This window comes from Citrobacter sp. MGH103 (genome assembly GCF_001034475.2).
GTDB lineage: Bacteria > Pseudomonadota > Gammaproteobacteria > Enterobacterales > Enterobacteriaceae > Citrobacter > Citrobacter freundii.
Window position 1 is genome coordinate 3,796,482 of sequence record NZ_CP073043.1, and the last position, 14,793, is coordinate 3,811,274.

At 45.3% G+C, this 14,793-nt stretch carries 13 protein-coding genes and 1 pseudogene; 11 read left to right on the plus strand and 3 right to left on the minus strand.

Features of this window, described 5'->3' with window-relative positions; genetic code table 11:
* Positions 1-49: 49 nt before the first annotated feature.
* The 3 genes from SK33_RS18320 (at position 50) to SK33_RS18330 (ending at position 3,853) form a co-directional block, all read left to right on the plus strand.
* Positions 50-1,054, plus strand: coding sequence for a LacI family DNA-binding transcriptional regulator (locus tag SK33_RS18320; protein ID WP_003838740.1), 1,005 nt, complete (start codon positions 50-52; stop codon positions 1,052-1,054).
* A 153-nt stretch (positions 1,055-1,207) separates the two neighbouring features.
* Positions 1,208-2,659 carry a Na+/H+ antiporter NhaC gene (gene nhaC / locus SK33_RS18325; protein WP_048219587.1) on the plus strand — a complete coding sequence of 484 codons (1,452 nt, stop codon included), beginning with the start codon at positions 1,208-1,210 and terminating at the stop codon, positions 2,657-2,659.
* Between the two features lie 12 nt (positions 2,660-2,671).
* A complete protein-coding gene (locus SK33_RS18330) occupies positions 2,672-3,853 on the plus strand; it encodes a MalY/PatB family protein (protein WP_032948599.1) in 1,182 nt (393 codons plus the stop codon).
* Positions 3,854-4,018: 165 nt separating this feature from the next.
* Here SK33_RS18330 and SK33_RS18335 read toward each other — a convergent pair whose 3' ends face one another.
* Positions 4,019-5,497 carry a hypothetical protein gene (locus SK33_RS18335; protein WP_048219589.1) on the minus strand — a complete coding sequence of 493 codons (1,479 nt, stop codon included), beginning with the start codon at positions 5,495-5,497 and terminating at the stop codon, positions 4,019-4,021.
* Positions 5,498-6,090: 593 nt separating this feature from the next.
* On the opposite strand from SK33_RS18335, the pseudogene SK33_RS18340 reads away from it, so the two are divergent.
* From SK33_RS18340 to SK33_RS18360, 5 genes and pseudogenes are all read left to right on the plus strand, one after another.
* Positions 6,091-7,430: pseudogene (locus SK33_RS18340) on the plus strand (tyrosine-type recombinase/integrase).
* A gap of 105 nt (positions 7,431-7,535) precedes the next feature.
* Positions 7,536-7,985: a hypothetical protein gene (locus SK33_RS18345; protein ID WP_032296090.1), complete on the plus strand. Its 450-nt coding sequence runs from the start codon at positions 7,536-7,538 to the stop codon at positions 7,983-7,985.
* Positions 7,982-8,203, plus strand: coding sequence for a helix-turn-helix domain-containing protein (locus tag SK33_RS18350; protein WP_003847740.1), 222 nt, complete (start codon positions 7,982-7,984; stop codon positions 8,201-8,203). The genes SK33_RS18345 and SK33_RS18350 overlap by 4 nt, the downstream gene beginning before the upstream one ends.
* Before the next feature lie 134 nt (positions 8,204-8,337).
* A complete protein-coding gene (locus tag SK33_RS18355; RefSeq protein ID WP_003029576.1) occupies positions 8,338-9,102 on the plus strand; it encodes a hypothetical protein in 765 nt (254 codons plus the stop codon).
* 461 nt (positions 9,103-9,563) lie between these two features.
* Positions 9,564-10,184, plus strand: a complete 621-nt coding sequence (locus SK33_RS18360) for an inovirus Gp2 family protein (RefSeq protein WP_003029579.1) — start codon at positions 9,564-9,566, stop codon at positions 10,182-10,184.
* 55 nt (positions 10,185-10,239) lie between these two features.
* Here SK33_RS18360 and SK33_RS18365 read toward each other — a convergent pair whose 3' ends face one another.
* Both SK33_RS18365 and SK33_RS18370 read right to left on the minus strand, forming a co-directional pair.
* Positions 10,240-10,896, minus strand: coding sequence for an ATP-binding protein (locus SK33_RS18365; protein ID WP_003029581.1), 657 nt, complete (start codon positions 10,894-10,896; stop codon positions 10,240-10,242).
* Between the two features lie 28 nt (positions 10,897-10,924).
* The gene (locus SK33_RS18370; protein WP_003029582.1) at positions 10,925-11,233 is read right to left on the minus strand and encodes a maltose acetyltransferase domain-containing protein; all 309 of its coding nucleotides are present in this window, start codon (positions 11,231-11,233) and stop codon (positions 10,925-10,927) included.
* Positions 11,234-11,793: 560 nt separating this feature from the next.
* Here SK33_RS18370 and SK33_RS26785 point away from each other — a divergent pair.
* From SK33_RS26785 to SK33_RS18385, 3 genes are all read left to right on the plus strand, one after another.
* A complete protein-coding gene (locus SK33_RS26785; RefSeq protein ID WP_352145210.1) occupies positions 11,794-11,913 on the plus strand; it encodes a hypothetical protein in 120 nt (39 codons plus the stop codon).
* A 228-nt stretch (positions 11,914-12,141) separates the two neighbouring features.
* The gene (locus tag SK33_RS18380) at positions 12,142-13,065 is read left to right on the plus strand and encodes an aminoimidazole riboside kinase (RefSeq protein WP_003029584.1); all 924 of its coding nucleotides are present in this window, start codon (positions 12,142-12,144) and stop codon (positions 13,063-13,065) included.
* Between the two features lie 165 nt (positions 13,066-13,230).
* On the plus strand, positions 13,231-14,748 hold the full coding sequence (locus SK33_RS18385; RefSeq protein WP_003029587.1) for a carbohydrate porin: 1,518 nt from the start codon (positions 13,231-13,233) through the stop codon (positions 14,746-14,748).
* Positions 14,749-14,793: the final 45 nt, after the last annotated feature.

Here is a 14,793-nt window from a genome sequence, read left to right on the forward strand (position 1 = left end):
AAACCAGCGATAAGCAAATTCTTAAGAATTAAAAAGGTAAAGAGCCAGCATGGCAACGATAAAGGATGTTGCAGAGTTAGCGGGAGTGTCCACCGCAACAGTTTCACGTGTTATTAATCAAACCGCATGGGTTGAACCCGTGACGCGTGAGCGTGTTGAAAAAGCCATGCGCGAACTGAACTATCATCGCAATGCCGCCGCTATTGCATTAGCGAAACGCAGCGGTGACATGCTCGGGTTATTGACCGGCAATCTTGCCGATCCCTTTTTTGCCAGGCTTGCACGAGGCGTAGAAGAAGTATCACGCCAGCAGCAATTTCGGCTGATGGTATGCAGCGGTGGCCACGATGAAGGAATGGAAAAATCAGGACTCGATTTCCTGATAAACCAGGGCTGTGAAGCTATTGTGGTCCATGCCAGTAGACTGTCTGAAAAGGAACTGTTGCGATATGCCGCTCATTTTCCTGCCATGGTGGTCGTAAATCGCTATATTGCCGGGATGGCCAATCGCTGCGTGTGGCTGGAAAATAGTCAAGCAGCTAAAACAGCCACGCTACACCTCCTGGAGCAAGGACACCGTTGTATTGCCTGCGTGACAAGTGACTTACCGATTATCGATCGCCGTGAGCGGCTGGAAGGTTATCGCCAGGCGCTGGCTGAATATGGTATTACGCCAGATAAAAATTGGGTGATTAGCGTGCCCTTTAATGAAGAAGGTGGCGAACGCGCTGCACATCAGCTGCTTAATTGCGGCATTCCTTTCACCGCAGCGGTGACGTTTAATGATGTGATGGCCGCCGGGATTATGCGTATCCTCCATCAGCAGGGAATTACACTTCCGCAACAGCTTTCGATCGTTGGATTTGATGATGTGGTGATGGCCCGCTATCTCTACCCTGCACTCACAACAATGCATTATCCCGTTGAGCGCATGGCTCGCTGCGCTTCGCAGCTGGCGATACAGCTTTTTAAGGGCGCAACTCAGCGTCCCAGCGTGAATAGTTTCACTGCAGAGCTGGTGATCCGCGATTCTGTTCTTCCCCCCTCTCTCTGAAATCAATGCGTAAATCGTCAAGACCCTGAGTTGTGATCGACTTCAAATTTAGCGCCCTCATGTAATCGCTTACATGAGGGCCAATGAACGATCACAGTCAGACAAAAGAGTGTTCTCTACTCTTGAGCGACCTTACAGACTGGAGATTCATGAATGAATGCCTCTCAAAATCAGAAAAAAGCACTCTCATTTGGACTGGCAGTGATCCCTATTTTAGCCATGCTACTGCTGTTAATTATTGGCTACGGCATCATGGGGCTACGTATTGAGCCTTTATTGCTTTGTTCTGCTGCAGTCGCCGCGGGCATGGCCTGGTGGCAAGGGTATTGCTGGGAAGACATCATTAATTCGGTGGTGGATAAACTCGCCAAAGCAATGCCGGTTATCATGATTCTTATCTGTGTTGGCGGCCTGATTGGTACATGGATGTTCAGCGGCACCATCCCTTACATGGTGTACTGGGGACTTAAACTCATCAGCCCCGAATATATTCTCATCGCCGCGTTCTTTTTGACCAGCGTCGTATCGGTGTGTACCGGAACCTCCTGGGGTTCCGCGGGAACGGTTGGCGTAGCGCTGATGGGGGTTGCCGCCGGACTGGATGTCTCATTGGCAGCAGCGGCAGGTGCCGTTGTTTCTGGCGCTTACTTCGGTGACAAGATATCACCGCTGTCAGACTCCACCAACTTTGCGGCCATTGTTGCAGATACCACCCTTTTCGAGCATATCCAGCACTTATTGTGGACCACTATTCCCAGCTTTCTGCTTGCCGCCGTGGTTTATCTTATTGCGGGCCACAGCAATATGCTCGGCGAGGTCGCCACGCCACAACGGGTTACCGATATTGTCAACGCTCTGGAGTCGCTATACCACTTCAATATCATTCTGATTTTGCCACCGGTTATTGTGTTGTGGGGCGCGATTCGTAAAAAGCCGGTCATTCCTTTAATGCTGAGCGCATGCGTATTAGCCCTGATTCTGGGCGTTGTCATGCAAGGACTCAGCATCAAGCAGGGGCTGGATGCCTTTATAGATGGGTTCAACATTACTATGTTCCCGCAAGGGAGTGAGGGCATTATTGCTGATGTTCCGCGCCTGCTGAACCGTGGCGGAATGTTCTCAATGATGAGCACTATTCTTCTGGTATTTTGCGCATTTTCTTTTGCCGGTGCCTTAACGTTAACGGGCGCACTCAACATTATCATTAACCGCTTACTGACGGTCATTCACAGCGTCGGTCAGTTAATTGCGGCAACCATTGGTACCACCCTTCTTGTTACCGGAGCGACAAGCGACGGCAAGCTGGCTCTTCTGGTTCCAGCTGAATTATTTAAAGACGCATACCGCCGCATGGGACTGGATACCAAAAATCTGTCCCGCACAATTGAAGACGCTGGCACCGTCATTGAGCCGTTGTTGCCATGGACCGCCGCCGGAGTTTATATGGCCACAACATTAGGAGTGAGCACACTGGATTTATTGCCATGGGCGATTCAGTGCTATGCCGCAATCTTCTTCGCCTTGATTTACGGCTTCACGGGAATCGGTATTGCGAAGGCGCCATCAGTGACAGAAACAAAAAAAAATATTACGGCAACAGAATAGGGAGAGCATGTAATGGATTTTAATAAGATTATCGATCGCCACGATACCGCATCGCTGAAATGGGACTTTATGGCGCGATATTTCGGCGAGGATACACATCAACTGTTGCCAATGTGGGTGTCTGATTTTGACTTTACTTGCCCGCCCGCTGTTCAGGAGGCTTTAACTCACCGCGTCGGGCACGGTATTTTTGGTTACAGCGAACGGCCACAAAGCTACTTTGATTCATTAATCTCATGGCTCTCAACCCGGCATCAGCTGGAAATCAAGCAAGAGTGGATCTGCAGTATTGAAGGTGTTGTTCCGGGATTATCGCTACTCGTACAAATGCTGAGCCAACCCGGTGAAGGCGTAGTCGTTCAGGGGCCTTATTATGGCTCATTCGCTAAAATTATCTCTTTGAACGGCAGACAGTTGCTGGAAAATCCGTTGTATGAGGACCCGGCTACCGGTTATCAAATGGATTTTGCTCACCTGGAAATGTTATTCCGGACTGAACGTCCACCGTTGATGATTTTATGTAATCCGCATAACCCAACCGGCCGTTGTTGGTCTGCACAGGAGCTGGAACAGCTACTTACGCTGTGCGAAACCTATGATGTGACGTTGCTGTCTGATGAAATATGGGCAGATTTATTGCTTCCTGGAGAACAATTTACTTCAGTTCTGCATCTGGGAGAACGCTGGCATTCGCGTGTAATTTCAGCCACTTCAGCCAGTAAAACGTTTGGTTTGTCGACATTGCGTATTGCTAATTTTCTGATACCGGCACCGGCATTGCGTGAACACTTTTTACGCCGTCTGGATGCACATGGGCTGGATGTATTCAATGCGCTATCCGTCGAAGCGAGTACGGCAGCATGGCAACATGGTGCACCATGGTTAGACGAGTTACTTGGCTATCTGGCTGAAAATCGACGCTGGTTTATTCAACAAATTGATGAACATCTCCCGTGGGCTCGGGTTGTTCCTTCCCAGGCAACTTATCTACTGTGGATAGATTGCAAAGCGCTTGGACTGGATGATGAGCAGCTCAAATGGGTAATGCTTGATGTTGCCGGTATTGCGCCTTCAATGGGAAATAGTTTTGGTCCTGCTGGAAAAGGTTTTATCCGCCTGAACATGGGATGTCCACGCGCCTACCTCGAAAAAGCGGTAGAGGGGTTGAAGCGTATTGCATTTACATCTTGCTAAATCTGCTCAGTAAACGAATCGGCCCTGCCGCAGGGCCGTTCGATATTATCAGCCATTTTAATGAAAAACCAAGTGATATAGTACCAGTTAGCCACCAACAGACAGGGGCGTCTAAGCGCGTTTTTGCTATTACAAGCTAAAACGAGGATTCAGGCACTATTATTTTCATTCACTATCTTCTTGTTTCATTTTCATTAAAAAATGCAACACATTAGGATTATTATCCACAATATTTGTGAATTTCCTCAATAACCTTGAAGCATCTTTTTTTCGATTATGATTAACATACCAGGTATGGCATACACCGTATAACAATGCGCTTTTTAACTCAATGAATTCATCATCCATGCCAGGATGTTGATAAAGAAAATTATCCGTATAATCTTCTATTTCTTTAATTTCATGAATTTGTTTAACTGGTATATCAAGCAGTGAATTACTGGTTTTGATCATTTCTAACATTGAATAAAAAATCGTAGGCGATTGGTTTTGAAGAAAAACCTGATTTTTAAATTCATCAATGATCTTTTCTTTTTCCTTAGTATCTTCGATAAAATATGTCAACTGCGCAAGGTGGCTCAATAAAGTCACATCATTTTCAGCGTCATTAGTTAGTTTCCATTTATCATAACTATTTTTGACATAAGCGCGTTGAAAACTCTCCTTATCTGGATAAGGATAATACGGATGAAAGCTGAGTGCCTGCACTAAAAACCCAGCAGCGACGTCATCAGATAGTTCTGCACTATAAACATCTACGAAAGAAGCTGTCAGACCAGCCATCAAAAAGTTGAGCTCATCGTCTATAAAAGGATATCTCCCTTTTAAATCAATGACCTCACTTCTTATCTTAACGACCAGGTTAGCCATACCAATAGCGTCCATTTCATCTTTTCGGGCACTTAGTGTACGGGCATTTATATCAATGAAGAGGATCTTAGCTATTATCTCTCGCTTTTGAGCATCAGTTAACTGTGATTGCAAAATAATTTTATCAAAAATCTGATTAAACCATCTACTCTCTAAATTAATGCTATGCGCATTGGGTGATAACAACTTCCCGTTCAAACTATAGTGGATTTTCTCTATTTTATTATCACGTGTAAACCCTACCAACGTTACGACTGAGCGAGAATTCGCTTCAGCCAAATTAATTATTTGCTGTTTAGAACGATGAGTCAAAAACAATGTCGGAAATTGCCAGTTCTCAACCGCAAACGGGGGCACAAATTGGAATGAAGGATTCTCTTTAGATGTGGCCCTTTTCCATGTTTCCTCCATCTGGTGAGTGATGTCATAAGCATTTTCATCTGTATTACTACTATTCCACCCCCCATCTTTTTCATTATAGAAGCCAGAAATGCTTATCTGTGCAAATTCAGGATATGGTTGGTAGAAAATCGCACAACCCATTGCAAAAAACAACACAAGCAATGAGAAACAACTCGACTTGTTGGGATAACGTCTTTTTTTTCGATGATAAATTAATGTAGTTATTAGAATGACAACAGAACCACATATGAAAGGAATCTTCCATTCATTCAGAAAAAACAAAAAAGAGGAAAATTTAAAAAAAATCAGTGCTGGCAATCCCAAAAAGGTGAGAATATTTCCGGAAAAAGTAGCAACGTCCTGGAATTTCATGAGAGGCCTATCTTCTGGTAGATATTGAAGATAGATTAAAAAATACAGCGCAAGATGACAAGGATTTCTGCCAATAAGTTTATGTTAGTCGATTGTTTTTTCTAGGTAAATGTTCTTACTCATGTAAAATCACCCCATCCCTAAGTAAAATTGTGGTTTTCATGTAATTCGGAGCTAAAACCTCCGCTCACAGAATGGCGAGGACCTGCGATTGCACGTCTTACAAAACTCCCACTTTGTATTGTTCAACTCATTGAAACAAATATATTGATCATCAGTTGCCTCAATTTTGTCACATCCGCAACGCACAAAATGCACATTAGTGCTGAACAAAGCAAAACACTGCAATAGTAACTTGATGATTTTACGAGAAAAGGTGGTGCCGATAATAGGAGTCGAACCTACGACCTTCGCATTACGAATGCGATGTTATTATATTTTCACCCCTTTAAAAACCTACTATTAAAACAAGCAATTCATTATAAAACATTGTGTTATGAAAAACACCTGTTGATAAAAATTGACACGCGTTGATGTTTATTCCCCCATTTTACTTACACTAGCCGTTACATTATGGTGATGTAACATTTCTCATCTGGAGCCCCAAAATGGCACTTCCAAGACAAAAACTCACCTTCGAGCGCATTCGAAAATTTGCTTTATCTGAAGGAAAAACCCAGGCATTTCTTTGGGATGCGGACGTAACTTCCCTGGCATGTAGGGCAACTCGCGGAACAAAAGCTTTTGTGTTCCAAAGCGTATATGCGGGAAAAACCCTTCGCATGACCATTGGCAACATTAACGATTGGAGAATTGATGATGCCAGGGCCGAAGCCAGGCGGCTGCAAACATTAATCGATACAGGGATAGATCCGCGTATAGCTAAGGCAGAAAAAATTGCTGAAGCGGAATCACAGCAGGCTGAATCTCGTAAAACGAAGGTAACCTTCACAAGCGCTTGGGAAGATTACCTTGAAGAATTGAGAGCCGGAATCAGCGCAAAAACTAAACGCCCATATTCTACTCGATACATTGCCGATCACATTAACTTGTCCAGCCGTGGAGGCGAAAGTAAAAAAAGAGGCCGGGGCCCAACCTCGGCTGGACCATTGGCTAGCTTACTCGACCTACCGTTATCGGAACTAACACCAGAGAACATTGCCGCATGGCTAAGTACAGAGAGACAAAATCGGCCTACCGTCACTGCTCATGCCTACCGTCTGTTGCGTGCATTTATCAAATGGGCTAATTACCAGAAAAAATATCAGGGAATAATCCATGGCGATATTGCACAAGATCATAACGTGAGAAAAGTGGTTCCAGTATCAGCGAGTAAAGCGGGAGATTGCTTACAAAAAGAACAGTTAAAAATCTGGTTCAGTGCCGTACGTAGCCTCAATAATCCCATTGCATCGGCCTATCTCCAGGTACTTTTGCTCACCGGTGCACGGCGTGAAGAAATTGCGTCACTTCGGTGGTCTGACGTAGATTTCAAATGGTCAAGCATGAGGATTAAAGACAAGATCGAAGGCGAACGTATCATCCCTCTCACTCCTTATGTTTCTGAGCTGTTAAGTGCGCTAGCGCAATTCCCAAATTCTGACGTAAATAAGGAGGGTTGGGTTTTCAGAAGTAACAGTAAAAGTGGCAAAATTATTGAACCGCGTTCAGCACACAACAGAGCGTTAGCTCGAGCTGAGTTACCACATATCAGCCTTCACGGCTTACGCCGTAGTTTTGGCACTCTTGCTGAATGGGTTGAAGTGCCAACAGGTATTGTTGCTCAAATTATGGGACACAAACCAAGTGCACTGGCGGAAAAACACTACCGCCGTCGTCCGTTAGATCTGTTGCGCAAATGGCATGAAAAAATTGAGAGGTGGATCTTACAGCAAGCAAATATTGTAAAAAAATAACCGTTGATATGCGTTGATTTCATTTAATATCAATAGATTACAGAACAACATCCATCGTTGACATAAGTGTATTTTAAGGTTTAAATTCCATCGTCCACTTTTAAATCAGGAGATAAAGCATTATGTCTAATTCTTTGATGAGTTCTGCGCAAACCAGCTCAAAGGCTCGAATAGTACGGGTCGTGGGTAAGATCAAAGTTGTTCGTTCTAGTAAGCAGCGACAAACCTGTGCTGAGTCCATATTTCAGGAAAGACAGGTGAACATCAGGATTCGAGCTGCTCTTGGACACCTCAGTGAAAAAAACTCTTTATACAATAAAAACAATCGACATAAAACTTTGGGCGTTTTTTTTGCACGTATCATCTCGCACAAAAATCAGGCCGAAAACTCGCAAGGTAATGCGTCTAAATCAACTAAAAGTACCTCATCCGGCTCAAGCGAAGGTAGTGATCCTGACCCTGAAGCTTATTCAAGCTTGGCTTTTTTGTTTTCTTTTTGGTCCTTTCTTTCCCTTCTAATTTCATTACTTTTTGTATATGCCTGCATCTCAATCATTGAGGTGGTAGCATGAGCATATATGAGCAATCCAGAACATCTCTATCTGAACTTGTTTCCACAAGTGAGTTAGCACATCTATTAAACCTTAAAGCCCAAACAATTCGAAAATGGCTTTGCCAAGACAAGCTGCCTAATGGTTTACCACGCCCAAAGAAAATTAACAGCCGACATTATTGGTTACGCAAAGACATTGATAGGTTCCTATTAACCTTCTCAGTATATTGTAATTAACAGCAGCATCAAAATCATAACTCCCCAGCTATTCTAAAGAATAGCTGGGTTAATTAACAGAAACAATCCGTCGATAAAAGATACTAAATCACACCGTTTATCACATTTTACATTAACGAAAGTCAAGGATACATATGAAAAAACGCATCACTTTCAGCGCAAACAAAAAATCAACTATTGATGCAATTGACGACTATAGCAATGCAAAAGGATATTCTAGGTCAGAGGTGATATCATTTTTGTTAAACGCCACAGCCCCAGCATTGAATAAAATAACATCGCAATATCATATAGCTCAAACTTTGGAGTCAACATTAGGCTGTATTTTTGAAGAGAAGGCCCCCTCAATCGCACGGGGTGAGCCAAAATTAACTTACGAAGAGTTTTTTTATTCCGTCTGGAACACTCACATTCGACACCGGAACGAGGTTGTCGATCAAGATTTTTATGCGCACAAAATACCTCATGATAAGATGGGTAAGAGCGAAAAAAAATTAATTCATGAAAAGCTCTCATACATTATAAAAAGTTTCAATGTAAAAAAAGCAATTTTTATTTACACAGATCGGCGCGTGAACCACAAACATCTCATTGCAGGAGGGTTATCTAATATCATACTGATAAAGGAAACAGTCTACGATGGTTGTTTTTTTGATTTGAGCAGCATTGTGATTATGCCAATCTTTGAACTTATTACATTTGGAGTTGAAGCAGTATTGAAAAGAAATAAAACTCCCCCTAAACAATCATGCTATTGCTGGATACCAATTTATTACACAAATGATCTAGCGGTAATGGTCCCTGTGATTGCCGAAGGCGATACACCTCAAAAGGCGATGAAAGGAGGAGATGCCATCATTATTAACCCCTTTAACGGTGAAGTAAGCCATACTTTCTGATACCAATGTTAAGCATAACCACTTAGTTGCATACATCTCGACAGTATGGAGTTAGTACCTAATAGCTTGATGAGGGTAAAAGATGCCTACTAACAAAGCAAAATCAAAGAAAATTCTAGGAAGGCCTGAAGGAAGTAAATATTCCCATTTAATTCAGAGTGAGAAGGCTAAGCATTACTCTCAATCCAAGGTGGCAAAGATCTTAGGAATAAGTATTTCCACGGTAAAAAGACACTGGGATAACGGCATCTTTGGGTGATTATAATTGCAGAGTTGCTTTTTAATTATTTTACTGCATGGGTAATGGGTTGATAACAAGTTTTATTGTTGGAAAGGTATTATATAACAGTCATTACTATTAACAGTTAATTAATATAACTAACCACAGACATTCAGCTATGTCTGATCATATTACTATATACGGCTATCCAAAGCCGTAGGGCTAACGACAGGATCGAAACATGGAATTATATCATGGTTCCCATGGTGAGCATGTGCTCGCCTATAAAAAACATATTGAACGAGTCGTCAATGATGCTATCAGTGAATTCCCCAGAACAATGGCGTTACGTGTTGATGTTCATTATCCACCCATTTTAGACAGAGGTGACACTGTTTGCTGTTTTCCTAATCTAGAGCCTGGTGCCATATCCCGTTTCCGTAATGCATTAAATGCCATGTTGGAGGCCAATGAGAGAACCAGAGCAGCTAACGGCAAAAGAATATATCCAAACCGTGTTCGTCATGTTTGGGCACGGGAGTTTTCCGAAGAAGGAAAATGTCACTTTCACCTTGGTCTTTTTTTTAATAAAGATGCTTATTACCATTTAGGTGATTATGAGGCTGAAAGAAATTTAAGGATGATGATTGTAAGAGCATGGTATAGCGCACTGGGATTGGAACTGGATGATTATCCGGGATTGGTTCACTACCCTGAAAATTGTCGTTATATTTTAGACGTCAATGATTTTAACTTTGAAGGAGAATACAATAAATTACTGAATCGCTTCGACTACCTAGCTAAACTCGATACAAAAGCATATGGAGATGGCGACCGTAGCTTCGGCTGCAGTCGCGGGTAATTTATTTTTTACAGCAATGGCCTTTCTTATGGATGGAAAGGCCAGACCTTATATATCAAGAAGATGGTGAGCGATAAAGTATTGTTTTCAAGTAATCATCTGTTGCAGTAAACTCAGGGAGTTGGCCACTCATGGCCTGTGTTAGTGGAATAATCTTTGTCCTGACTCCCATCCCCCTGAAATCAACGTAACCATAATCACGTAAGACTTCCATGATAATCGTATTACGTGGTGATCGCTGACCTGTAACCATCTTTTCAATCGACATCGAATTATTCAGCGCCCCTGGGCTAATAACTTCAAATCGATTGCTATACAAGCCAATCTCTATCTCAACAAAGCGTGTCCAGTCACGATGAGCCAGTGCATTTACAACAGTTTCGCGAATAGCTTCCAGTGGATAATACCAGGTTGTTTCCCGACGTAGATGCGTATCGGGTAGAGGGGCCTCTGAAGTGATAAAGGGCATGATAGTTGACATCAAACGCTCAATCAATCCACCATCGATCAAAGCCTTTCCGGCTTCCTCAGTATCAAAACGCCCAACCATTGGACCATCCAGAATATCATCGAGTAACGGTTGGTACTCCTTATCCTCGCTGGCAAACGCAAAGACTCGGATATCTGGTCGATGCGAGAGTTCAACCATTTTGATTTTGAACTCAACGGGATAATTAGGGCTTTTTTTACGCACTGTGGTTAATGATTTCATGGATAGTGTCCACCATATTTGGTGTCCACTATCCTCTCAGGAATTTCAGGATCTGCCAGACGGTGCTGAGACGACGCTTACGAATGTTATACCCCCTGCTGCAGTGGAAAGACGTGGTGACAGATACCCCTTCCCCACATTCAGGCAGCAACTCTTTCATCAGTAGCAGGCGGGAATCAATATGAGCAGGATCGGTGTGGTTAAAACGATGAAGGAGCGATTTTGTCCGCAAAGAATCCGCTTTTATGGCGGGTTCAGCAGGGAAAAAGTAATCCCCATCTTTAAGACGGACACGTTCCACCCTGGTATCAGCGCAGGGCGGCAATTTATCATTCATTAATTCTGTTTCCTCCGTATGCAGCGTGGAGCCTTTCCTGTTACCGGTTTTATCCGGATGTATGCTGTCCCGTGAAGTGGCGGGCAAACTCACTTCTAAAAAATTACGGCCAGATCTTGTCATGCCTATCACAAAGTATCATAACCGAGCATTGTGTAAAGATGAAAACCGTCAAATTGAGCGCAATCGAGCTGCATGATATGATCAGAACCCTACTAAATCAGAAGTATTGGGTATGAGATTACTTTTGAGGAAGCACGTAAATGAAACGAGTGGTTCTGTTTTCATGTGGGAGCGCTTGTCGCTCCCTGAATAGTCCATGTGACAATGAAGATTAAACAGCATCATAACCAGCATGATGCCGTTGCATTTCTTGCATATCGGCAGACTACATCAGAACCCGGTAACCTTGGATGCTGGGATAATGGCAGAGAAGAGGCACTTACTGTATCTACGGTAAAAAGCGGTTTTGTCGATGAAGTTTTAAAGGAAACCCTCCAGAAACGCTGATGAAATTGCGCAGTTTCGCTGGCCTGATGCGACAACAACTCGCCAGTAGAATGGGTATTTCTTACAAATACCTGCGCAGCATAGAAGCAAACCCATCCAGAGCGAGCATTACTACACTTAACCATTATGCCAAGAAGTGTGGTGTTAAAAGCCCTTTGATTTATCTGTAAATAAGATAAAACATGATAATTTCATCAAGTTGCATGGTAATTTATCCAGGATCCATTTGTGTCCAGGACGTAAGTCTTCACAGCTGTCGAATCAATTCTATTTCGTAAGGCGGCTCACGTTTTTATGCCCTGAGCAGTGCTTTTCCGGCTGGAACTTTCCCCCACTCATTCACTGTGATTTAATATGCTAAACCGGTTTAATTAAGTTTAGCCTTGGAGGGTTTTAGCATGAAAGCAAAAGTTTGGGTTCTGGGCGACGCAGTGGTGGACCTGCTACCGGAGAGTGAAGGGCGCTTGCTACAGTGCCCTGGAGGCGCGCCGGCTAACGTGGCGGTAGGGGTTGCCCGCCTTGGCGGCAACAGCGGATTTATCGGCCGCGTCGGCGGTGACCCGTTTGGCCGCTACATGCGTCATACCCTGCAACAGGAGCAGGTCGACGTCAGCCATATGTATCTTGACGATCATCACCGCACGTCCACTGTGGTGGTCGACCTTGATGACCAAGGTGAACGCACCTTTACCTTTATGGTACGCCCCAGCGCTGACCTGTTCCTGGCTGAAGAAGACCTGCCACAGTTTGCCGCCGGACAGTGGTTGCACATCTGCTCCATCGCGCTCAGCGCCGAGCCCAGCCGCAGTGCTACCTTCGCGGCTATGGAGAACATCAAACGTGCCGGTGGCCGGGTGAGCTTTGACCCTAATATCCGCCTGGATCTCTGGCAAGATCAGAACCTGTTGCACGCCTGTCTCGACCGCGCCCTGCGTCTGGCGAACGTGGTGAAACTGTCCGAAGAAGAGCTGATACTCATCAGCGGGAGTAATGATATCGCGCAGGGGATCGCCAGCATCACTGAGCGTTATCAGCCTGAATTACTGCTGGTGACTCAGGGTAAAGCGGGCGTCATCGCCGCATTCCAGCAGCAGTTTATCCATTTCAGCGCTAAACCGGTTGTCAGCGTGGATACCACCGGTGCGGGCGATGCGTTTGTCGCCGGACTGCTTGCCAGCCTTGCTGCCAACGGGATGCCGGCGGATATCAATGCCCTGGAGCCAACGCTCGCTCTGGCGCAAACCTGCGGTGCCCTGGCAACCCTGGCGAAAGGCGCGATGACTGCCCTGCCATACCAGCGCGATCTACACCGCCAGATTTGATCCTAAATACCGTCGTACGCGGTCCACTTTGTTGCATCCATCACACTTATTAAACCGGTTTAGCAAAATCAATTTCAAAATGTTAAATGTCGTGCTTAACATTGCAACTAAACCGGTTTAGCAAAAACACACAATTTTTTATTTTCCTTTTGGGATGCAATCAATATGTTCAGAAAAAGCACACTCGCGGTTCTTATCGCTTTGCTAACCGGCGCCGCCTCAGCCCATGCACAAACGGATCTCAGCAGTATCGAAGCCCGTTTAATTGCGCTGGAAAAACGCTTACAGGATGCCGAAAACAGAGCGCAAACGGCAGAAACCCGCGCAGAGTCGGCAGAGAAGAAAGTACAGCAGCTCACGACACAGCAACAAAAAACCCAGGACAGCACTCAGGAAGTGGCTCAGCGTACCGCCAAACTGGAGAAAAAAGCCGATGAGAAAAGCGGGTTTGAGTTCCACGGCTACGCCCGCTCCGGCGTGATAATGAATGACTCCGGCGCCAGCACCAAATCCGGAGCCTACATGACGCCAGCAGGGGAAACCGGTGGGGCTATTGGCCGCCTGGGAAACCAGGCCGATACCTATGTTGAAATGAATCTTGAACATAAGCAGACCCTGGATAACGGGGCAACGACCCGCTTCAAAGTCATGGTCGCCGACGGTCAAACCACTTATAACGACTGGACGGCGAGCACCAGTGATTTGAACGTGCGTCAGGCCTTTGTTGAACTGGGCAACTTGCCCACCTTCGACGGGCCGTTTAAAGGCTCCACCCTGTGGGCCGGGAAACGCTTTGACCGGGATAACTTTGACATTCACTGGATCGACTCGGATGTCGTGTTCCTCGCCGGTACCGGCGGCGGTATTTACGATGTCAGGTGGAACGACAGCGTTCGCAGCAACTTCTCTCTTTACGGGCGTAACTTCGGCGATATTGCTGATACCAGCAACAGTGTGCAGAACTACATCGTCAGCATGAACAATTTCATCGGGCCGGTGCAGATGATGGTCAGCGGGATGCGGGCAAAAGACAACGACGAACGCCAGGATACCAACGGTAATCCGGTCAAAGGCGATGCGGCAAATACCGGTGTACATGCGCTGCTCGGGTTGCACAACGACAGTTTTTACGGCCTGCGTGAAGGTGCCAGCAAAACCGCCCTGCTCTACGGTCACGGACTGGGTGCCGAAGTTAAAGGTGTCGGCTCTGACGGCGCGTTACGCTCGGGGGCTAACACCTGGCGCTTCGCCAGCTACGGCACCACGCCACTGAGCAAGAACTGGTTTATCGCCCCGGCGATACTGGCGCAAACCAGTAAAGACCGTTATGTCGATGGCGACAGCTACCAGTGGGCAACCCTCAACATGCGTCTGATCCAGGAGATCAATCAAAACTTCGCCCTCGCTTATGAAGGCAGTTACCAGTATATGGATCTCAAACCTGAAGGTTATAACGATCGCCATGCGGTAAACGGCAGCTTCTACAAGCTCACCTTCGCCCCGACCTTTAAGGTTGGCGACATCGGCGATTTCTTCAGCCGTCCTGAAATCCGTCTTTACACCTCGTGGATGGACTGGAGCAAAAAACTCAATAATTACGCCAGCGATGACGCGCTGGGCAGCAGTGGTTTTAAATCGGGCGGCGAATGGTCGTTCGGGATGCAGATGGAAACCTGGTTTTGATGGTTAACACCTGGCGACAGTAACCGCCGGGGCGACAAAATACGT